The sequence below is a fragment of the Streptomyces sp. NPDC006372 genome (assembly GCF_040612515.1).
GTDB lineage: Bacteria > Actinomycetota > Actinomycetes > Streptomycetales > Streptomycetaceae > Streptomyces.
This window is the reverse complement of the sequence record NZ_JBEXQJ010000005.1, coordinates 228,726-249,768: the sequence shown is the minus strand read 5'-3', so window position 1 is coordinate 249,768 and position 21,043 is coordinate 228,726. Positions and strand designations below refer to the sequence as shown.

16 protein-coding genes and 1 tRNA gene are annotated in these 21,043 nt (G+C 69.4%); 7 read left to right on the top strand and 10 right to left on the bottom strand.

The window, feature by feature from the left end; all coding sequences use genetic code 11:
• The first annotated feature begins 20 nt into the window (after window positions 1-20).
• Window positions 21-584, top strand: a complete 564-nt coding sequence (locus ABZ016_RS12550; RefSeq protein ID WP_356916539.1) for a hypothetical protein — start codon at window positions 21-23, stop codon at window positions 582-584.
• Between the two features lie 74 nt (window positions 585-658).
• Here the strand turns inward: ABZ016_RS12550 and ABZ016_RS12545 are convergent.
• The 5 genes from ABZ016_RS12545 to ABZ016_RS12525 form a co-directional block, all read right to left on the bottom strand.
• Window positions 659-734 (bottom strand) — tRNA-Arg (locus ABZ016_RS12545).
• Window positions 735-1,064: 330 nt separating this feature from the next.
• Window positions 1,065-1,943 (bottom strand): hypothetical protein, encoded by an 879-nt coding sequence (locus ABZ016_RS12540; RefSeq protein ID WP_356916538.1) that lies wholly within the window; start codon window positions 1,941-1,943, stop codon window positions 1,065-1,067.
• Window positions 1,944-2,049: 106 nt separating this feature from the next.
• Window positions 2,050-6,009 (bottom strand): FxSxx-COOH system tetratricopeptide repeat protein, encoded by a 3,960-nt coding sequence (gene fxsT / locus ABZ016_RS12535; RefSeq protein ID WP_356916537.1) that lies wholly within the window; start codon window positions 6,007-6,009, stop codon window positions 2,050-2,052.
• A 16-nt stretch (window positions 6,010-6,025) separates the two neighbouring features.
• Window positions 6,026-7,333, bottom strand: a complete 1,308-nt coding sequence (fsxC, locus tag ABZ016_RS12530) for an FxsC protein (protein ID WP_356916536.1) — start codon at window positions 7,331-7,333, stop codon at window positions 6,026-6,028.
• A 269-nt stretch (window positions 7,334-7,602) separates the two neighbouring features.
• The gene (locus ABZ016_RS12525; protein WP_356916586.1) at window positions 7,603-8,691 is read right to left on the bottom strand and encodes an FxsB family cyclophane-forming radical SAM/SPASM peptide maturase; all 1,089 of its coding nucleotides are present in this window, start codon (window positions 8,689-8,691) and stop codon (window positions 7,603-7,605) included.
• A 360-nt stretch (window positions 8,692-9,051) separates the two neighbouring features.
• On the opposite strand from ABZ016_RS12525, the gene ABZ016_RS12520 reads away from it, so the two are divergent.
• The gene (locus tag ABZ016_RS12520) at window positions 9,052-10,158 is read left to right on the top strand and encodes a toll/interleukin-1 receptor domain-containing protein (protein ID WP_356916535.1); all 1,107 of its coding nucleotides are present in this window, start codon (window positions 9,052-9,054) and stop codon (window positions 10,156-10,158) included.
• 36 nt (window positions 10,159-10,194) lie between these two features.
• On the opposite strand, the gene ABZ016_RS12515 is transcribed toward ABZ016_RS12520, so the two are convergent.
• The 3 genes from ABZ016_RS12515 to ABZ016_RS12505 form a co-directional block, all read right to left on the bottom strand.
• Entirely contained in the window at window positions 10,195-10,638 is a 444-nt protein-coding gene (locus tag ABZ016_RS12515) for a hypothetical protein (RefSeq protein ID WP_356916534.1), read from the bottom strand.
• A gap of 119 nt (window positions 10,639-10,757) precedes the next feature.
• Complete coding sequence (locus tag ABZ016_RS12510; protein WP_356916533.1) at window positions 10,758-12,470, bottom strand: IclR family transcriptional regulator C-terminal domain-containing protein; 1,713 nt, start codon at window positions 12,468-12,470, stop codon at window positions 10,758-10,760.
• Window positions 12,471-12,585: 115 nt separating this feature from the next.
• On the bottom strand, window positions 12,586-13,830 hold the full coding sequence (locus ABZ016_RS12505; protein ID WP_356916585.1) for a M6 family metalloprotease domain-containing protein: 1,245 nt from the start codon (window positions 13,828-13,830) through the stop codon (window positions 12,586-12,588).
• A gap of 479 nt (window positions 13,831-14,309) precedes the next feature.
• Between ABZ016_RS12505 and ABZ016_RS12500 the strand changes: the two genes are divergently transcribed.
• Together ABZ016_RS12500 and ABZ016_RS12495 are read left to right on the top strand one after the other, a co-directional pair.
• On the top strand, window positions 14,310-14,954 hold the full coding sequence (locus tag ABZ016_RS12500; RefSeq protein ID WP_356916532.1) for a helix-turn-helix domain-containing protein: 645 nt from the start codon (window positions 14,310-14,312) through the stop codon (window positions 14,952-14,954).
• Window positions 14,955-15,119: 165 nt separating this feature from the next.
• The gene (locus tag ABZ016_RS12495) at window positions 15,120-16,664 is read left to right on the top strand and encodes an MFS transporter (RefSeq protein WP_356916531.1); all 1,545 of its coding nucleotides are present in this window, start codon (window positions 15,120-15,122) and stop codon (window positions 16,662-16,664) included.
• A gap of 101 nt (window positions 16,665-16,765) precedes the next feature.
• Here the strand turns inward: ABZ016_RS12495 and ABZ016_RS12490 are convergent, their stop codons facing one another.
• Window positions 16,766-17,299 (bottom strand): MarR family transcriptional regulator, encoded by a 534-nt coding sequence (locus tag ABZ016_RS12490; RefSeq protein WP_356916530.1) that lies wholly within the window; start codon window positions 17,297-17,299, stop codon window positions 16,766-16,768.
• Between the two features lie 90 nt (window positions 17,300-17,389).
• On the opposite strand from ABZ016_RS12490, the gene ABZ016_RS12485 reads away from it, so the two are divergent.
• Window positions 17,390-18,175 carry a class III extradiol ring-cleavage dioxygenase gene (locus ABZ016_RS12485; RefSeq protein ID WP_356916529.1) on the top strand — a complete coding sequence of 262 codons (786 nt, stop codon included), beginning with the start codon at window positions 17,390-17,392 and terminating at the stop codon, window positions 18,173-18,175.
• A gap of 88 nt (window positions 18,176-18,263) precedes the next feature.
• On the opposite strand, the gene ABZ016_RS12480 is transcribed toward ABZ016_RS12485, so the two are convergent.
• Window positions 18,264-18,785 (bottom strand): N-acetyltransferase family protein, encoded by a 522-nt coding sequence (locus ABZ016_RS12480; RefSeq protein WP_356916528.1) that lies wholly within the window; start codon window positions 18,783-18,785, stop codon window positions 18,264-18,266.
• 192 nt (window positions 18,786-18,977) lie between these two features.
• Here ABZ016_RS12480 and ABZ016_RS12475 point away from each other — a divergent pair, with 192 nt between their 5' ends.
• Together ABZ016_RS12475 and ABZ016_RS12470 are read left to right on the top strand one after the other, a co-directional pair.
• Entirely contained in the window at window positions 18,978-19,976 is a 999-nt protein-coding gene (locus ABZ016_RS12475; RefSeq protein ID WP_356916527.1) for a sigma-70 family RNA polymerase sigma factor, read from the top strand.
• A gap of 339 nt (window positions 19,977-20,315) precedes the next feature.
• Entirely contained in the window at window positions 20,316-21,041 is a 726-nt protein-coding gene (locus tag ABZ016_RS12470) for a TetR family transcriptional regulator (RefSeq protein ID WP_356916526.1), read from the top strand.
• Window positions 21,042-21,043 lie beyond the last annotated feature (2 nt).

Genomic DNA, 21,043 nt, shown 5'->3' with positions numbered 1-21,043 from the left:
TCCCCTCCCACAATGGCGAGATGAGGATGACGGAGAGCTTCGCCAGTACGTCTGCAGCAGTGGCCCCCGTGTTGTGGGCGATCGGAACGATTGAGATGCAGCAGATCCGGAAGCATGTGCTTCCGTGGGTTGAGGAGCAAAGGCGTCAGTACAGCGAAGCTGTCGTGGCCATGTCGGAAGCCTCGGACGAGGAAAGCTGGGATCATGCCCGAGGCCGATGGGCCCTGGCGCAGAGGTGGTGGCTAGGCGCACTCCCGCAGTTCAGTCTGTACTTTCTTTGGGCCTATCTGAGTGTGACCATGGTTGGTTGCGCCGTGACGGCGCTCAGGTGGCTTGCTGAGACTGGCGATGCCAGCGGGGGAGGGGCGGACCCAGAGAAGGCTCAGTTCATCTACTGGTCCCTCGCGATCGCCTTCTTGTTCATCACCCTCCTCCCGATGTGGATCTTGTGGATCGATCTGGAGCGCTGGCGCAAGTACGTGAAGGAGTCAGGGAAGGCTCTGGTGCACCTCGAAGCGCAGGTTCGGGCCCGGGTGGAGCCCCGCACAACCGACTCGGTAGCCGAAGAACCACCGCGATCGTGAAGGTGTGAGGCATCACTGCCGTCAAAGCCTGCCGTCAAAGGCCCCGGACCATGATCGGTCCGGGGCCTTTTGGCTGGTGCCCCCGGCAGGATTCGAACCTGCGACACCCGCTTTAGGAGAGCGGTGCTCTATCCCCTGAGCTACGAAGGCGAAGGCATGGCGGCAGCCTGGGCCGCCGCCGACAGTGTAGCGGGTCAGGTGTGCCCGGCGTCGGTTTCTGATCACTGGCTCCTGCCGCCCCGGCCGCGGCCGCAGGAGAGTGTGAGGGGGAGGTGGGGGTCACGTGACCAGAGGTGTCTCTGGGGCGTGCCCCGCGTGAAGGAGCCGTTCAGCCTGCCCGCGCCGGTCGAGGCCGTGTCAGGCAAGCGGACCATGCGCCCCGGCACCAGCCGCGAGCCCCCCGCACGTGCATGCTCCGGCATCACCTCACTCGCGCATGCCGGACGGAGGACGGAACACGGAACCGGGGAGACGAAGCCCTCACTCGCGAGCCAGGTCTGCCGCAAGCTGCTCGAGATGCCGGTCCGCCTCCGCCAGCCGGGAGTGGTCCAGGGAGACGGCGATCAGGTAGTGGTCTTCCTTGAGGTGCTGGAAGTAGACGGCTCCCTGCTCCACGTTCAGGACGATCTGATGAATCCGGCCTTCCAGGAGGGCGTGCAGGGAGGTGTCCATGCGGCGGGTGACGCCAGGCAGGAGCTGGCCGAGCAGGCTGTACTTGTCCCGCCGCTGCTGGGGCGTGGTGGCGGCACCGAAGTGGGTGTCCAGGGCCCGGTGACGGAAGATGTCGGCTGTGCAGGTGGGCAGACCGGCGGCGTAGTAGGCCACGTAATGCAGGCCGTCGACGCCCAGGGCCGTGCGCAGAAGGTCCCGGAGTTCGGTGGGCGCCTCGGCCGCGGAGTCCACCGTGTAGGGGTTGCCGGCGTCGGCGACCTCGGTGACCTGTTCGGTGGTACGCGGCTTCGCCGTACGGGTACTCGCGGTCATGTGCCTGCTCAGATACGAGCGGTGAGGAAGCACGCTCAGAGGGACGGCCGGCCTCAGGTCGTCGATGCCCTCCGTCATACGTGCGATCAGCTCGGTGACCTGGTCCCGCGGCGTGGCGCAGCAGAGGTTGAACCCCATGGCGACGGACTGATAGAGCAGTGCCCCCATCGGAACACGCACCACCGTGCGTATGAGTGCTCCGGTGCGTAGTTCCGCGAAATCCGGCGCCAGTTCTTCGAGGATGTAGAAGAGCTGTCGTCCGGCGCGTTCCAGACCGCTTGGTGAGGGCGCGGCCGGCATTTTCTCCGGAGGTTGCGAGTTTTCGGCGACGACCAGTTTCGCCCGGTCGCGATCGTAGAACGCGAGATGTTCCACACCGCATGACTGCAGTAACCGTCGGAGCTGTAAGTCGAGTTCACCCATTCGTCGATTCCCTCCGTCCAGTTCGCGCGCCCGAGCGTACGCCGGTGCCATGGAAGGGTCAGACACCTTGCACCTCCAGATCGGCGCCAATCCTCTGATAGGGCTCGGCCAGCAACGCCCTGGCGAGTCCGTGGTCCTTCGGGAGGTATTCGGAGACCTTGCGCCTGAGGCTTGCCGCTGGTTCGCCGTCGGCCGGTGGACGGGAGGCGAGCAGGTTGGCCAGGGCGATCAGGGTGACCGGGTGGCTCTCGCCCCACGCCGACCGTTCCTTGCAGCCGTTGTAGACGTCCTGGTCCTCGTGCGCCAGCTCCACCGCGGGAAGCGAGCCGAGCGCGGCCAGGCAGTTGTTCTGGTTCATCCGGGCGACCAGCGTGTAGCGGTGCTTGCGATGAAAGGTGTCCTTCAACTGGAGTACCGCCCTGCCCGCGTGCTCGCTCGCTTCCTCCGCGTCCCCGCCGGCCAGCAGATACTGGGCGAGATTGCTGCGGCAGATGCCGGTGAAGGGGTGGTCGTCGCCGAACACGTCGATGTAGTGGACCAGGACGTCCCGGGTGTAGGCCACGGCGTCGACGGCACGGCCCTGCGCGTGCAGACCGATGGCGAGGGACAGCCGGCAGGACATCGTGCGGGGGTGCTTCTCGCCCCACCGGTTGCGGTAGGCGACGTACGCGTCCTTCAGCAGCGGCAGGCCGTGGTGCACTTCGCCCTTGCGCACCATGGTCATGCCCAGACTGGCGACCGCGCCCAGCGTGTGGTGGGAGCGGGAGTCCAGCAGCCTGTTCAGGTGGTTGCGGGCCTCCGTGAGATACCGCTCCGAGGTACCCAGGTCGCCCGACTCCCGGCAGTAGGTGCCGAGGTGGGCGTACGACACCCAGCGTTTGGGATCGGGGTCCTTGTCGGAGGCGGTCTGCCCGCGCCGCTCGTGCGCTTGCTGCTCCTGGAGGATGGCGGCCGGGACCGACTCGACGTAGAACTTGGACAGTGCGAGGTTGTGCGAGGCGGCCAGCGTCCCGTTGGCGTTCTCGCCGATGGCGTTCTGCAGCCCCGAGAAGGTGGCCCGGTCCTCGTCGAAGGCCTCCGTGAACCTGCCGGCAGCACGTAGGTCGGCCGCGTAGCCGCGGCGGGCCAGCAGGATGTCGGCCTGGCTGCTCCCCGTACTGCGCAGGGTGGTCGCGGCGTGGGTGGAGAGTCCGAGTGCCGTGCGGTAGTCGCCGAGGAGCCGGCAGGCCGCACCGAGCTGGGACTCCATGCGCAGCACCATGAGGTGCTCCGGGCCGAGGGACTGCCGCCAGCGCTCCAGTACTCGTTCGCCCAGTTCGCGGGCGCCCACCCAGTCGTTCGACATCCAGCGGTGGTACACCTGGCTGACCAGCCAGCGGTGGACCTCCGGGTCCGTGCTCTCGAGGGCCCCGGAGACGATGACGTGCTTGTCGAGCTCCGCGAAGGTGTCGTGGTGCTTCGTCTGGTGACGTTCCAGATCGTTCGGCACCATCGCGGCGAGGACCCCCAGGGCCTCGGCGCGGGTGGTGGCCTGGTCGTCCTCGGACATCCAGCTGCGGACCAGGTCCTGCACCACGCGGTAGACCATGAGCGTCTGGGAAGGGAGGTCCTGGACGGCGAGCGCCTGCTTGCCGAGGAGGTTGAGATGGCGGTACAGGGTGAAGACGGAGTCGCCGAGTTCAGGATCGAAGGGCCTCAGCAGCTCCACCATCCTGTCCGACTGGACAACGTTCATGCCGACGCCGTCCGGTGACAGGAAAGCGCACAGGTCCAGGAGCCTTGCGGCGGCCGGGGACTGGTCTCGGAGAGCGTCGTAGGCCAGGCGAAGGACGTCGGTGAAGGCGCCGTACTCGGGCGCGACCGCCTTCTGGGACACCATCTGACCGCTGTCGAGCAGTGCGATGTAGGAGTCGATGTCCTGGGGACAGGCCCGCAGGACGGCGGCAGCCGCCTCCTCCGCGATCGGCAGGTGCCCCAGCCGTTCGGCGAGCCGCAGCAGTTCCTCCTCGGCGGAACCGGGCAGCCTGTGGCTGAGCAGGGCCACGCTCTCCTCGGGAGAGAAGGGGGCGACGGCGTGTCTGGTGTACTCGGGAGCCCATTCCGTGTCGTTCGAAGTGATCAGGACATGGCCCGATCCGCCCGTGGGGATGTACTCCTCGACGGCCTGTTGATCAACCGCTCCGTCGAAGACGAGCAGCCACCGGCGCAGTCCCGGATGCCGTCCCTGCCGCAGGTCGTTCAGCAGTGTCTGCCGATCCTCGCTGGTACGCCGGCCCTCGCTCTTGGCGTTGACCGCCCTGGCCAGCTTGGTGAGGGAGTCCTGGACGCTCTCGGCGGTCGCGGCCGGCACCCACCAGACCAGGTCGTACTGTGAGGCGAACCGGTGGGCGTACTCCAGGGCGATCTGCCGCTTGCCCACACCGGTCAGACCGCACAGCACCTGGGGCGCGGAGTAGTCGGCGCCGGAGTGGTCGAAACCCTCTCTCAGCGCGTTGAGCTGGTCGACGCGCCCGATGAACCCGGCGTTGCGCATCGACAGGTTCCACACCGTCGGCTGCAGTCCGGGAAAGCGGGGGCCGGCCCAGGCGGAGCCCGTCCGGGTGTCGGTGAGCCCGAAGTGTCCGAGCAGCTCCCGGCGGGCCACGTCCTCGCTCTGCCCGTCCAGCGTGATGGTGTTCTGCCGGCCGAATTCGAAGTGCGGCGCGAGCCGTGCGGTGCCCACCCGCACGCCGACGATCCGCTGGTCGCCGGGCCCGCTGCCGACGGGAGCGCCGGTGGTGAGACGCGCGACCATGTCACCGGCCGGTGTCCCCGCGAGGTGAGGGGAGAGAAGGGCGAGGACGTAGGTGGTGCCGGGCAGTGAGTCGGTGGGCTTGTCGCTCGGCGGGACGATCTGGATCCGGGTCGGCCGCAAGAGCTCACCGATCCAGTCGGCCCACAGCTGGTCGTTGGGCGCATGCAAGAGGGTGACCGTGCAGGGGTCCGATTCCTGCTCGGCCTGCAGCCGCTCGCGTTGCGCGAGGAGCCGGCGGTAGGCGACGTAATCGTCGGACGACGGAGGCTGGAGGTCGCGTATCTCACCATCGGTGATCCGGTCGACGAGGTGCACGTAGGCCGCGGCGATGCCGCCGCTGACCCGGGGGTCCTCCCGCATCACGGCGAGTTCCTCGCCGTACGTGTAGTACGGCACGTAGGGGACCCTCATCTGCCCCCAGTAGGTGGCCAACGTGTCCTCGTCCGTGATGCCGAGATAGGGGTCGAGGGTTTGACGCGCTTCGACGAAGCGCTGGTCCAGTCGGTCCCGTTCGTTCTGGTCGACCCGCATCTGCACGAAGTGCAACTCGGTGGCTGGGCGGTGCTGGCGGATGAGCTCGGCGGCCCTGCGCGCGCCCTGGATGGCCTGCGGGTTCATGGTGAGGGCTATGACGACCTTGTCGGGCAGGGCGAGTGTGCAGATCCTGGCGCCGTCCGAGAAGCCGGTACGGCTGTCGATCAGGATGTAGTCGTAGTCGCTGTCGTGCAGTCGCTCCCGCAGCGCTTGCAGGAACTCCTGGCCGTCGTCGCTGGTGTGAAATCCGGTCCAGTTGAAGTCGGCCAGGCGGTTGGCGTACTCGTCGTCCATACGCCCGGGGCCCATGTAGTGCAGCCGCCCGCCGTCGGGGAACTGGTGGTCGAGGTCGATCTGGTAGCGCTCGACGTCGGTGTGCTGCGGGTGCAGAGCCCGTAGGTCGTCATCGCGGACGTCGGCGGCGGCGCCGGCGAAGGCGGAGAACATGTCCAGCACACCGTCGGCGTAGCTGAGGTCGGAGACGGGGAGGAAGGCGCCGTAGTAGAGGTGAAGGTCGGGTGCCTCCAGGTCCCAGTCGATGACCAGCACTGACTTGCCCTGGTTTGCGATGATCCAGGCGGCGTTCGCCAGTGCCATGGTGCGGCCGGCTCCGCCCTTGTACGAGTAGAAGGAAATGATCTTCGCTGACCCCGGCGAACCCGACGCCGTCGCTGCCCCTGTGGTACTCATCCCCCGCCCCATGTGCTCAGCCCGGGCCCAGCGATTCGCCGGGCGTTCTGCTCAGTACCGGAGGCCACGGGTTCGCCCCGCGCCTGAGCCAGCCGACGCGTTCCCGCTGCCTGCGGACGCGCCGTTCCGCCGCACTCTCGATGGTCAACTCGCCTGCTCTGCCGGGAGTGCTTCCCGTGCCACCCTCCGGGCGGGTGACGGAGTCGGCCATGACGGCCACCACGATGTGCGCGAGCGCTTCCCGGCTGCCCGCCTCGTGATGGGCCGCGTCGGGCATGCGTGCCGGCGTCCGGCAGACCGCCTCGCGCAGTCGGATCGCGTTGGCCGTACTCTCCTCATCTGTTCGGGCGAGTACGACGACGACGGCGGCGACTCGCGCCCGCGACCGTACGATCCGCTCCCACAGCACGCGGAATGCCGGATCTCCCGTCAGCCAGGGGTCGACCACGACGAGGACCGTCCGCGACTCGTCGACGTCTTCGGGCAACGGACAGTCCAGACCGGGCGCGATGACGGCCAGACGGTCGACCCCGCAGGCTCGCGCTGCCCAGCCGACCGTCGTGGTCACGGTCTCCTCGCTGCGCGGGCGAAACGGGCGCCAGTCCTCGGCGCGCTCCCCGTAGTAGCCGACGTGGTCACGCAGCCGGTCCATCCGGTCGCGGGTACCGGCCACCAGGAGAAGCATCATGTGCCGGTCGTCGCGATCCGAAGCCGCCGCTGGGTCGTCGGGCGGATCCATCGCCGGCTCCGCGACGTCGCGCCGGTTGTGCGGCATGGCGCGGCTCGGCCCGAACTGTGGGGCGACCGCGCGGCTCTCCGCCTCGGACATCACGGGCGGCGGTGACTCGGCGGCGCGCATCAGGCGCGCCGCGACGCGGCGCACGATGGAGTGGTAGCGGTCCCTGCTGCGCGGATCCTGCTGGAAGCAGAGCGCGCCGGGCCCCTGGTACTCCTCGTTGACGATGTGACGAACGACGGTGACGGGCCGGGGAAGCACCAGCGCGTGCGAGCGCCAGACGACGCCGACCATCGAGTCGGGCCGATCGCCGGTGCGCCGCATGCAGCGGTCCATGCGCTCGGCGAAGACCGACCACTCCGTGGCGCACTGCGCGTCGTCCACGTACTCCGGCGAGTAGAGGACCAGCAGGGATCGACAGTCGAGCACCGCGGGATCGGGTCCGGCGGCGGGCTCGGGGTGTTTCAGCCGGCCTTCGGCGGAGGAGGTGCGGCCCAGGACGCTGTAGATCTCGTTCTGGACATCTACGTGGAACCGTTGGACCGGTCCTCTGTCGCCGGTCGAGCTGGCGTAGCTGGTAAAGAACAACGGCCCCATGACATCCCCCCCAAGGGCCTGCCTCCTGTTTGCAACCACGGCTCGGTCTTTGCCCATGGACCCACATCGACGTGGCGTGCGCAGGTAGCTATCGGTTGTGCGTCACCCCCACGCCAATTGACTCCATGCTATGGGGTTTTGCCCACCAGGCGCCCTGGAAAACCCGATATTGCCTATCCTCCCGCCCGAAAGGACGCGCGGAGTCGTACATGTGCGCTGGTGGCCGACGCTTTTCGGCCGCGCGTTCCGGAATATCGGAGTCATTGATCCGTCCAGGGTGCGGCGTGCCGGATGAGGGCGGAGATGTCCTTGCAGTAGACGGAGGGGTTGGCGAATCCACGGCGGCGTCCGAAGCGGTGAGCGCGCAGTCCACCGCCGCACACGTGCACCAGGGGGCACTCACGACACATGCGGCACAGGGATCCCACGCCGTCCTCCGGAGCACCGTCAAGATCCAGCAGGGCGTCGAAGGAGTGGCTGAATAACGTGCCGCCCGTGTCGGCCGCCCCCTCCCCGACGGCGTTGAGCGACTCCGTCCACGCGACCGTTCCGTCCGTTTCGATCGCCACGGCTGCCGTCGGCACGGTGCCCAGTACCTCACTGCTGCTTCCGCCGCCGTACAGGGACAGTGTCTCGATCGACTCGAAGAGCCGGATCCGCATCGGCCGTCCGGTGGCCCGCCACCGATCGTGGACGGCGCAGAGCCAATCCCCGTACAGCGACTCGTGACCGCCCCCGCCGGTCGGCGGATGGTCCCAAGTGCCGTGCGGCAGAAGGAAGTCGGCAGCGGGTGGGTGGTGGGCGGCGAGGGCGTCGAAGGTGCGCACCGGATCGTTCGCAGGGTCGATCGTGCACAGCAGGCCGCCGAACAGCGGCCGGTAGCGAGCACTTCCCAGCAGGGTGAGCGCGGTGGTCACGCGAGCGTGACTGCCCTTACCGGTGCCAGGCCCCAGCCGGTGCCGGTCGTGTGCCTCGGCGTAGCCGTCCAGACTGACGCCCACCGTGACGTCCAGCTCCAGCAGCAGATCCAGGAACGCCTCGGTGAGCAGTACGCCGTTGGTCTGCAGGGCGAAGTCCACCTCGGTCCCGGTCTCCAGGACGGCTCGTCGGACCGCCGTGGTGAAGTCGGCGATCACCCGGGGGCCCGCGAGGAGCGGCTCTCCGCCGTGCAGGAGGACCCGAATACGGTCAAGACCGTGCTGTCGCGCGTGTTCCGCGATACGCGAGACGAGCTTTTCCCGGACAGGTTCAGGCATGATCCGGGGGCGTTTTCGCCATCCCGTGTCACGCAATTCATATACGTAGCAGTAGTCGCAGCGGAGATTGCATCGACTGGACAGCTTGGTGATGAATTGATCGAAAGCCCTGAGCCTTGTCCGGCCCTCGCCGGTTACGGATGTACGAGGCTCTGGCCAATGATAAGGAGGTGGGGTGGAGTCGTCCCAAGTAGGCCCCTGACGCCTGTTCCCGACTCCTGGGAATGGCGTAGTGTCAAGGCTCGGCGAAGTTCCCTGCATCCGACCCCCCGGTTCGTTGCGCGGGGGTCGGTCAGGTACCACGCCGGAGCGGCGGACGGCGTGGCGATATGTGTCCCCCCGCTCAGCGTACGAGGAACGGCCGGTGTCCTATGAGGAGCCAACTGGCCAACGTTGGGTTCTTCCCGGCGTGACCACGGCTACCGCGGGGCACAGGGAGTGGAGGGGTTGCACATGGCCAACGACTTCATCACGAGCTTCGCCGCCGAAGAGAGCCACTACTATGCGGCGCTCTTCCATCAGGACTTGGTACAGGCGGTGGAGCGGCTCAAGGGACGTACGGTCACGGCGGCCATGTGCCGCGGCGGGCAGGGCGAAACGAACCGCCCCCTCGTTACGGAGGCGCGTGTCTTCGTCGCCCTGTGCTCGCAGGCCTACTACGCCGACGAGGGCTGCGGCGCCGACTGGGCGGTGTTCGAACACCGACTGAGCCTCGAGCCACCACAGTTCCGCCCCTCCGACCCGCCTGCCCGCGTCCTGGTGCGCTGGCAGCCGGCCAATCCGCCCTCCGGCCTCCCCCTCGCACCGGTCCTCAGCGGCGAGATCACGGACAGCTACGCCTGCAAGGGCCTCTACGGCATCGTCCGCGAGGAGTGCGGGGTGAGCTCCAAGGCGTACCGGGACGCCGTCGACCGGATCGCCGCCGCTGTCTGCGACGGGTTCGAGCACGGCCCGCTCGAGGTGTCCGTCGACGAACTGCCCGGCTTGGCACTGCCGTTCCCCCCAGGTAAGAGCGAGCCACGGGTCCTGCAGCCGTCGCTTGCTCCGCAGGCCGCCGACGTGCCACAGCCGCGCAAGGCAGCCGACGACCCGGACAGACCCTGCGTGTTCCTGTCCTACGCGCATGAGGAGGACGGCGACGTCCACAAGAAGAGGGTCGCGGCCCTGGGCGAACGGCTCCGCGACGACGGCATCGGCGTCCTGCTGGACACGATCGCCCACCGCAAGGGACCCCAGCACTGGCCACGGTGGATGCGCAAGCAGTACAAGGAGGCGGACTTCGTGCTCGTGATCGTCTCACCGGCGTACAAGCGCCGCGCCGAGCATGAGGAGGTGCCGGGTAAGGGAGACGGAGTGGGGTACGAGGCGGACTACATCCTCAATGAGCGGATGGCGGACCGCCAATGGTACGAGCGGATACTGCTGGTGTCCTTCCCTGAGCACGGAAGTGCGTACATACCCGACTTCCTGAGGGGCCCGACCCTCTACACCCTCGACCCCGAGACGGGGGAGGGGGACCTGCCGGACCTCGTCGACTACATCAAGAGCAAGGCTCCCTGAGTTCCCGCGACACGGCCCGGAGAGGCGGAGCCCCCATCACAGGGTGACGGCGACGAGCGCCGCGTCGGCGACCAGCAAGGCGCCGTAGAAGAGTTGGAGCGTGCGGGAGAAAGTCGCCGCGAACCAGCTGATCCGCCGGAGATACGGCCGCACGTCCATGGAGAGCGTCTCCACTTCTGCTCCGGGGCGCCGCACATCGTCGTACAGATACCGATACAGGCGCTCCTGACGGAGGAACAGGCCGTCCAGGAACCAGAAGCAAGCCAGCGGCACCAGGCCGCTGGCGGCCACTTGCCAGCTCTGCTGGCTGGAGGAGACGGCGAAGAACCCGGCGGCCAGGGTCAGGGCCCACCCCTTGACCAGAAAGGAATGGTTCGACAACCGTGTGATGACGGCTTGCAGGAACTCCAGGTGCTTGAGCCGTTCCTCGCCCAAGGGCGCCGATCCGTTCACGGGCCCCGAACTCGCCTCGCCCAGCATGGACATCGATCCCCCCTGCGTCCCGGTGCTCTCATCCTAGGTAGTCCTGTGCCACGGCGCACCGGTGCCGTCGGTGGACCGTCCCCACGGCCGGCGCAGGTTCGTGTCGGAGGTGGGGGTCAGGTCAGCGGGACGTGGGTGAAGCGGGCGGCGGTGTGGAGGTCCGTCTCGATGCGGGTGGCCGTCAGGAGCAGGGCGGGGAGCAGGTCCGTCACGCACTCGCGCAGGGTGTGGCGGCTGGCGTGCATCGCGGTGTTGAGGGCCGCCACCACCTGTCCCGACCGGTCGCGGATCGGGACCGCCAGGGAGCGGAGGCCCTCTTCCAGTTCCTCGTTCACCAGGGCGTATCCCTGGGAGCGGACCGAGGCCAGGGCCTTCTCCAGGGTCTGGGGGTCCGTGATCGTGTGGGGGGTGAGGGGGTGCAGGGCTCCGGGGCGAGGGGGTGGGGCGGATGCGTCGGACAGGAGGACTCGGCCCAGGGCCGTCGCGTAGGCCGGCAGGCGGGTGCCCACCGTGATGTTCACGCTCATCACCCTGCCCGTCGCCACCCTCGCCGTGTACTGGATCTCGTTGCCCGAGTCCGACAGCACCGCCACGGACGTCGACTCGTGGATGCGGGAGGTGAGGTCCGACAGGTGGGGCTGGGCGATCTCCGGGAGGGTCGTGCGGGAGAGGGGTGGGAAGCCCAGGGAGAGGACGCGGGGGGTGAGGGCGAAGGTGCGGTCGTCGGTCCTCGTCACCAGGTCCAGGTGTTCGTACGTGATCAGCGCGCGGCGGGCCGTCGCCCTGGCCAGGCCCGTCGCCTTGGCCACCTCCGTGAGCGTCAGCTCCGGCCTGCCCGCGCCGAAGGCCGTGAGGACCGTCAGGCCGCGGGCGAGGGACTCGATGAACTCGCGGCCCAGTTCCTGCTTCGACGCGCCCGTCCAGAGCGCCAGGTCCGCGGGGGGTGCGCCGGGCTCCGGGGGAGGGGTGTTGTGCAGGTCGCGTTCCATCTCCGTCACCGCCGAGCGGAGTTTCGGCAGGAGGGTGGTGCGCAGGTTGTGGGCCGTGTGGCGGCTGGTGTGGCTGACCACGCTTGCCACGCAGGCCACCCGGCTCCCAGCCCGGTCCTTCTCGTCACCGGCTTGAAGGACCGGGACCGAGACCGCCACCAGGCCCGGTTCGATCAGCTGGTCGTCCAGTGCCCAGCCGTTCGCCGCCGCTTCTTCCGTGCGGCGTACGAAGTCCTCGTTCTCCCTCTCGTCCGGGCGGTACATGCGCGGCGGTACGGCCGGGAAGGAGAAGTCCCTCGGGTCCGACGCCCTGCGGTCGCGCCAGCGCTGCCAGTCGGTGTCCGTCCACTCCGACGCGAACAGCGGGCCGGGGGCGGTGCGTTCGGCGGGGAGCAGGTCGCCGATGCGGAAGCTGAGGGACATCGCGCGGCGGCGGGTCGCCTGGTGGATGAAGCGGATGCCGTCGCGGTCGGCGACCGCCAGGGAGACCGACTCGTCCAGTTCGTCGGCGAGGGCGTCAGCGCGGGCGGAGAGGAGGGCGGGCAGGCGCAGGGCGGAGAGGTAGGCGTTGCCCAGTTCCATCAGGCGGGGGGTCAGGTGTACGTCCCGGCCGTCCACACGGACGTAGCCCATGCGGGAGAGCGTGGCCGTGATGCGGTCGACCGTGGAGCGGGCGAGACCGGTGGCCCGTTCCAGGGCGCTCAGGCTCAGTGTGCCGTCCGCCTCGGTCAGTTCCCGGAGGACCGCGATGCCGCGTATCAGCGGGGTGACCGCCTCCGCGGGAGTCGCCTCGGCGGGCCCTCCCGTCTCGAGGGCGTCGTTCATGGGCTTCGCGGGCATCTGCTCTCCGGTGCGGCGGTCTCTGCAGGGCTACCGTAATCCGGAATCGGGTCCCCGCACGTGGGGCGGTTTGCCCGTGGAAGGGTTGCCCCCACCTCGCCGGCCCCTCCCGCGGCTACCTCCGCGTCACCCGCACCCGGTAGCCCTCCGCGGGTTCCGTCCTCACCACCTTGATCACAACCTGCCGCCGTACGTCCCTGAACGTCTCCCCGGGCGTGAACGGAGCGTCGGAGAGTTCCGCGTGGACGTTGGGCGCCCGCGTGCAGCCGCCGCTGTCGCGCCGGGAGTCGTGGACCGTGACCGGGCCCATGCCCGTGTCCACGTCGGCGTCGACCTTGTAGACGAGGACGCCCGGGCGGCACACGGCCTCGTCGTTGCCGGCGCGGGTGCGCAGTTCGACGGCGTAGGCGGTGCGGCTGTCCAGCGGGACGACGATCAGTTTGGAGCCGCCCGCGCGGGCCAGCGGCGTCAGGGTGTACTCGGTGGTGCCGGAGGTCGCCACGCAGTGCACCTGAGCGGCGTCGAGCCAGCCCAGCTTCCACTTGTGCCAGCCGAGGAAGTCGTTGTTGGCGCCCCAGTCCTCGCTCATGATGTCCCAGTGGCCGACCGCGCCCCCGCCCTCCGCGGTGTACAGGTCGGGCAGGCCGAATATGTGGCCGTTCTCGTGGGGGAGGACGCGGTAGCCGGTGCGGTCGTAGGAGCCGGAGCCGTCGTCCTGGCGGGAGTAGACGAAGGAGGCGTTGGCCACGGGAATGCCGTCGGCCGTCGGGGCCTCGGGGTTGCCGGCGAAGGTGACGGACAGGACCGTGTCGAGGGCGGACGGGCCGGCGTTCGGGGTGACCAGGATGTTCAGCAGGTCGTACGCGCGGAAGTCCACTCTCGGATCGGCCTCGGCCACGATGTCCCGGACCAGGGCGCGGTAGCCGGGGTCGAACGGGGCCCCGCGCTCTATGGCGTACTCGCGGAAGGACTTCGGCATCCGCAGCCACCCGGGGATCGGGGTTTCGGGGCGGTAGTCGAGGCGGCCGTAGGAACTGGTGCGGAACCACTGCCGGGTCTGCGGGAAGAACTCCCGGAAACGGTCCAGGGCCTCGCCCTCACCGGGTGCGTCGGAGAAGTCGATCATCAGGTTGAGGGCGCGGACGATGCCGGTGGAGCGGGCGTAGCCCTCGGAGGTGGGGATGCCCTCGGACATCTGTACCTCGCGGGCGCTGCGGATCATGCAGGGGCCGTACACGGAGGTACGGGACAGGGCGATCGGCCCCGCTCCGGCCGACGAGGCGCCCGGGGCGAGGCGGCCCGTGCCGGCGGAGGTGCTGACCGCGAAGGTCAGCGTCGTCACACAGGCCAGGGCGGCCAGGCGGCGTCCAGGTATCCGTCCAGGTGTCCGCCCAGTCGTCCGCCCAGGTGTCCGCCCAGGTGTCCGCCCAGGTATCCGATGCCCGGGCGGGCCCGTGCCGCCTGACCCGAGGCCCGGCGGGCCCGTGCCGCCTGACCCGGGCCGCTGCCCCGTGCCGCTGCCGGGTCGGCGTCGCTGCGGCTGCGGCTGCATGCAAGGCACCTCCCGCGGCACGGCAGCCTCCGGTCTCCGGCTGCACCCTTGCGATCACCCTGCGGCGGGGGAGGTGGGGCGCGCGCGCTGGATGGGACCGATCGTGGGTTTCCGGTCAGTAGCGCCCCGCCGAAGCTGTGAGCCAGGTCACAGAGAAAAAACTCCGTCCGCGGGAAATACCGGGGACCCAGTCCCCGTTTAGTCATGTGTCCGAGTGAAACGGGGAGCCTCTCCCCGGATCGCCTCACCACCCACCTCAGACCGCACCTCAACACCAGGAGTACGCCGTGCAGACCGCCACCCCCGTACAGCGCAAGGTGCCCCGGCCCCGCGCCGACGCCCTGCGCAACCGGGAGCGGATCGTCACCGCCGCCCGGGAGATGTTCGTCGAGCACGGCCCCGAGGTGCCGCTCGACGAGATCGCCCGCCGGGCCGGCGTCGGCAACGCCACGGTGTACCGCAACTTCCCGGACCGCGACGCGCTCGTGCGCGAGGTCGTCTGCTCCGTCATGGACCGTACGGCCGCGGCGGCCGAGCAGGCGCTCGCCGAGAACGGTGACGCGTTCGAGGCGCTGGAGCGCTTCGTGCACGCCGCCGCCGACGAGCGGATCAGCGCGCTGTGCCCGATGGTCTCCAGCACGTTCGACAAGCACCACCCGGACCTGGAGGCCGCGCGCGAGCGGGTCGAGAAGCTGGTCGCGGAGGTCATGGACCGTGCCAGGGCGGCGGGGCAGCTCCGCTCCGACGTGGACGTCGGAGACGTCATGATCACCGTGGCCCAGCTCAGCCGGCCTCCGGCCGGTACGGACTGTTTCCGTGCCGACCGCTTCGTCCACCGCCATCTTCAGCTGTTCCTGGACGGGCTGCGGGCTCCCGCCCGCTCCGTTCTGCCGGGCACGGCAGTGACCCTGGAGGACCTGCGCCAGTCCTGACCGACCCGCCCAGCCCGATCGGTTCCGTCCGGTCGGTTCAGCCCGATGAGTTCAGGCCGCCCCACCGGTCTGAAAGCTGAACGACAGTCCCTGCGGTCGTCCCGAGGACGAGCCGTCACTTTTCGTCACCTTTTTCCGTCACGAAGTCCCGAAGTGGGTACCTCCATGTCTCAAACAGCCTCAAAGGCCCTCAACGCCCCGGCCGAACCGGATCCGGGCCGCTGGAAAGCGCTGGTCTTCATCGCGCTCGCCCAGCTGATGGTCGTCCTGGACGCCACCATCGTGAACATCGCCCTGCCCTCCGCCCAGCAGGACCTGGGCATCTCCGACGGCAACCGGCAGTGGGTCGTCACGGCCTACGCCCTCGCCTTCGGCGGTCTGCTCCTGTTCGGCGGCCGGATAGCCGACCTGTGGGGCCGTAAGAAGGCCTTCGTGGTCGGGCTCGGCGGCTTCGCCGCGGCCTCCGCGCTCGGCGGTGCGGCCACCAACGAGGCGATGATGTTCGGCGCCCGCGCCCTCCAGGGCGTCTTCGGTGCCCTGCTCGCTCCCGCCGCGCTCTCCCTGCTCGCGGTGATGTTCACCGACGCCAAGGAGCGCGCCAAGGCGTTCGGCATCTACGGTGCGATCGCCGGTGGCGGCGGCGCCGTCGGCCTGATCCTCGGCGGCTTCCTCACCGAGTACCTGGACTGGCGCTGGACGTTCTTCGTGAACATCCCGTTCGCCATCGTCGCCGCGGCCGGCGCCTACTTCGTCATCCGTGAGCCGGAGGGCGGCCGCAACCGCTCCCCGCTCGACATCCCCGGCGTCATCCTGTCCACGCTCGGCCTGGTCGCCCTCGTCTACGGCTTCACCCGCGCCGAGTCCGACGGCTGGAGCGACTCCGTGACCGTCGGCATGTTCGTCGCCTCGGCCGTGCTGCTTTTGTCCTTCGTGGCCGTCGAGTCGAGGGTCAAGGCCCCGCTGCTGCCGCTGCGCGTGGTCACCGAACGCAACCGCGGCGGGATCTACCTCTCCCTCGGTCTCGCGATCATCGCGATGTTCGGCCTGTTCCTCTTCCTGACCTACTACCTGCAGATCGTGAAGGGCTACTCCCCGGTCAAGACCGGCTTCGCCTTCCTGCCGATGATCGCGGGCATGATCACGGGCTCCACCCAGATCGGCACCCGTCTGATGACCCGGGTCGCGCCGCGCCTGCTGATGGGCCCCGGCTTCCTGGTCGCCGCGCTCGGCATGCTGCTGCTGACGCAGCTGGAGATCGGCTCCTCGTACGCGGCCCTGCTGCTGCCGGCGATGCTGCTGCTCGGCCTCGGCATGGGTACGGCGTTCATGCCGGCCATGTCCCTGGCCACCCAGGGCGTCGAGCCGCGGGACGCCGGTGTCGCCTCCGCGATGGTCAACACCTCGCAGCAGGTGGGCGGCGCGATCGGCACGGCCCTGCTGAACACCATCGCCGCCTCGGCGACCACGGCGTACGTCGCCGACCACATCGCCGGGGCCACCAGCCGGTCCCAGCAGCAACTGGTCCAGCTGGAAGGCATGGTGCAGGGCTACACCAGCGCCATCTGGTTCGCCGTCGGCATCCTCGTCGTGGCCGCCGGTATCGCCCTGACCTTCGTCAACGCCGGCAAGCCCGGCAGCACCACGGTGACCGGCTCCGGCTCGGACACGGACGTGGCGGACGAGGTGCAGGTCCCGGTCGTCGCCCACTGACGGCCTACCGGGAAACCGGAAAACCCACTCAGGGCCATCCGTAGGCACGGGGAAGGGGACGCCCCGTACCTACGGAATCCAGGGCCTGCCCGGCTCCCGCGTCAGCGGAGCCAGGGCAGGTCCGCACCCGCTTCGGTCGGCTGAAGTCCCTCGGCGATGATCCGCATGATCTCGCCGAGGGACTTCTGCTGTTCCGGGTCGAGCCGGTCGAAGACCGCCTGCCGTACGGCGTCCACATGGCCCGGCGCGGTCTGCCGCAGCACCTCGTAGCCCTCTTCGGTCAGCACCGCGAACTGGCCCCGTTTGTCGTCGGGGCAGTCCTCGCGGCGCACCCAGCCGTTCTTCTCCAGACGCGCGATGGCGTGCGAGAGACGGGAGCGGGTGATCTTCGCCAGCATGGCGAGTTCCGTCATCCGCAGCCGCCGCCGCGGCGCCTCCGCCAGCTTGACCAGAAGGCCGTAGTAGACGTGCGGCATGCCCGCGTCGCGCTGGAGCTGACGGTCGAGATGGTCGTCGAGGAGGGTGACGCCCTCCATGAACGAGCGCCAGACGCGCTGCTCCTCGTCGGTGAGCCAGCGCGGCTCTTGGGCTTCCTCGGTGCTGCCCTGAGTCGGTGCGGGTGCGGGTGCCTTCATGTCTTCCACTCTACGCGGAGCCTCCTTGAACTTTAAACAAATGGCCCGTACAGTTTTGTTAGGGAACCATGTTTTGGAAGGAGCCGCAGCATGTCCGCCGCCACCCAGGAGCGCATGCCCGCTCTGTACCTCAGTCACGGCGCTCCGCCGCTGGCGGACGACCCGGTCTGGCCCGGCGAACTGGCCGCCTGGTCGGCCGGCCTGCCGCGCCCCAAGGCGGTCCTGATGGTCTCCGCCCACTGGGAGGAGGCCCCGCTCGCCCTCGGCGCCACCGAGACCGTCCCGCTCGTCTACGACTTCTGGGGCTTCCCGGAGCACTACTACCGGGTGACCTACGGCGCGCCCGGCGCACCGGAGCTCGCCGAGTCGGTACGGAAGCTGCTGCGCGCCCCCGGCATACCCGTCCAGGACGTCCCCGACCGAGGCCTCGACCACGGGGCGTACGTCCCGCTGGTCGAGATGTACCCGGAGGCCGACATCCCGGTCCTCCAGGCCTCCATGCCGACGCTCGACCCGGTCCGGCTCATGGAGATCGGCCGCAAGCTCGCCCCCCTGCGCGACGAGGGCGTGCTGATCGTCGGCTCCGGCTTCTTCACCCACAACCTGGCCGCGCTCCGGCAGGGCGGCGTCCCCGCCTGGTCGTCCGAGTTCGACGACTGGGGCCGGCGGGCGCTGGAGGCGCGTGACGTGGACGCGCTGCTCGACTTCACCCGCAAGTCGCCGGCCGGGCAGCTCGCCCATCCGCGCACCGAGCACTTCGCACCGCTGTTCGTGACCATGGGCGCGGCCGACGCGACCGGTGAGCTGGACGCGCAGAAGTCCGTGATCGACGGGTTCTGGATGGGGCTGGCGAAGCGGTCGGTGCAGTTCGGCTGACCGCCCCGCCGGCCTCGTCGCCCTACGGCTGACCGCCCCGCCCGGCCTCATCGCCCTGCCACCGACCATCGCGCCCGGCCTCATCCCCTCACGGCAGGGCCTTCTCGTACCAGGCGACGTCCCAGTAGCGGCCGAACTTGTGGCCGACCTCCCGGTACGTGCCCACGTGCCGGAAGCCGAAGCGCTCGTGCAGCCGGGCGGACGCCTCGTTCGGCAGCGCGATGCCCGCGTAGGCGCGATGCAGGTCCTCGCCGGACAAGGCCTCGAAGAGCGCCTCGTAGAGGAGCGAGCCGACACCACGGCGGCCGGCGCCCGGGGCGACGTACACCGTCGTCTCCACGGAGGTGGCATAGGCGGGCTTCGCGCGGAAAGGGCTGGACGTGGCGTACCCCAGAATCTCCTGTGAGTCAGGGGTCACGGCAACCATCAGGCGGTGCGGGCCGTCTTCAGGGTGGGAGAGCAGCCAAGGGCGGCGCTCTTCCGGAGTGAAGATTTCGGTGTCGAATGTGAACGCCGTCTCACGAATGTAGTGGTTGTAGAGGGCTGTGAGGCTCACGAGGTCATCCTCGACTCCTGGCCTGACCTGCACTTTCGTACGCTCCGTCGACATTCGACCTCCCTGTGTGGCCGGACAGGGTACTGCATGATCAGAAAAATTGAGGGGTCGGTTGGGAATTCTGTCCTGATTCCAGTCGTTGTTTCCATCGGATGCAGGGCACCCGAGGAGAGTCCGGAGAGTCCCGGAGACGGAGTCCAGCGTCCGAAGGACCACCCGCTGACCTCACCACGCAAGGGAGCACGCATGGCAACCCGTGCCGTCGCCCGTCGTCAGTCCGCCACCGGCGAGACGGCCCACGCGGCAAGCAGTGTTCGCGCCCATGGCGGCGAGATCGCCGACCGCGACCTGGTCGGCATGTACCTCGACGAGATCGCTCGCACACCGCTGCTCGACGCCGCCAGGGAAGTGGAGCTGTCCCAGGTCATCGAGGCGGGCGTGTTCGCGAAGCAGGTCCTCGACGGGCTAGAGGAGACGAAGGCGGAAGCCACCCGCGAGGAGCTCGAGTCCCTGGTCGCCGACGCGGAGCGGGCCAAGGACATCTTCATCCGCTCCAACCTGCGCCTGGTCGTCGCGGTCGCCCGCCGCTACCCCCGCAGCGGCCTGCCGCTGCTGGACCTGATCCAGGAGGGCAACGCGGGCCTGGTGCGCGCCGTCGAGAAGTTCGACTACCGCAAGGGCTTCAAGTTCTCCACGTACGCGACGTGGTGGATCCGCCAGGCCATCACCCGCTCGATAGCCGACCAGTCCCGTACGATCCGCCTGCCCGTCCACCTCGTGGAGGAGCTCGGCCGGATCCGCAGGGTGCAGCGCGAGTTCAACCGTGAGCACGGGCGTGAGCCGGAGCCCACGGAGATCGCAGCCGAGCTCGGCTCGACGCCGGAGCGCGTCACCGACGTGCTCGACTGGGCCCGCGACCCGGTCTCGCTGAACATGTCGGTGGACGACGAGGGCGAGACCCAGTTCGGCGACCTCCTGGAGGACACCTCGGCGGTGTCGCCCGAGCAGTCGGTGCTCACGCTGCTGCGAAGCGAGGAGCTCGACGACCTCATCGGCCGCCTCGACCAGCGCACGGCCTCCATCATCAAGATGCGCTACGGCATCGAGGACGGCCGCGAGCGCACCCTCACCGAGGTGGGCAAGGAGCACGGCCTGACCCGCGAACGCATCCGGCAGATCGAGAAGCACGCGCTGCTGGAGCTGAAGAAGCTGGCGCGCAGCACCGGTTTCGACGCGGCTGCGTGACACCGCGTACGCCGGGTGGCGAAAGACCGCGCAAACATGGCGATGTAAAGCCGCTTCAACCCGCAGGGCTCAGGGAACAAGCATTCCGGGCCCACCAGTTCGGGCCCGGGGTCACTCCCCATGGCCCCCGAGACCAAGTCCCGTCGCACTCCCCCCGGCGCCGGGACTCTCCCAAGGCCGGGCTTCGGCGCCCCTCCCCCCGGGCGCCGGGGCCCGGCTCTCATGTACGCGGGCCGCTCCTCCACCGGCGGGGTGCTGAAGGGCGGGGCACCCCGTACCTGAACCACGGGGTGGCCCGCCGGATGGCAGATTGTGTCACATGGGCATAACCTGCCGGGCGTGAGCAGCACCACCCCGAGCAGCAGCACCACCCAGACCCCGCCTCAGGCCTCGCTGACCGAGCGACGGAAGGCCGAGACGCGGATGGAGATCGCCCGGGCGGCGGCCGGCCTCTTCGTACGGCACGGCCTGCGCGCCACCCGCGCCGAGGACATCGCCCAGGCCGCGGGCATCGCCCCGCGCACCTTCTACCGGTACTTCGCCACCAAGGAGGAGGCCGTCGCCCCGCTCTACGCGGTCGGCGCCCAGCGCTGGGTGGAGGCGGTGCGCGCCGCCCCCGCCGACGCGAGCGTGCTCCAGGCCCTGGAGCGCGGGGTCCGGCACACCCTCACCCCGGGCGCCGGTGTCTCCGCGTCCTCGTGGGAGTGGATCCGCACGCTGCTGCGTCTTGCCGAGGCGAACCCGTCCCTGCGCAGGGTGTGGGCGGAGGTCTGTCAGGACTCGGAGCGGATGCTGGGGGAGGTGCTGACGGAGCGGGTGACACGTGCCGGTGCGGCAGGGGATCCCGTCGTGACGGACGGTGGCGACAACGTTGCCGCCGCCCCCGACCTGCGCTTCACCGCCGCCGTCGCAAGTGCCGCCGTGCGCGCCGCCCTTGAGGGCTGGGCCGAGGGTGACGGACCGGTGGAGGGCCCGGGCGGTCCCGTGGGGCTGGCGTGGCGGAACCTCGCGGCGCTCAAGGACTTCCCGTGGGGGGGCGTGAGGCCACGGCTCATGAGGCCGTGAGG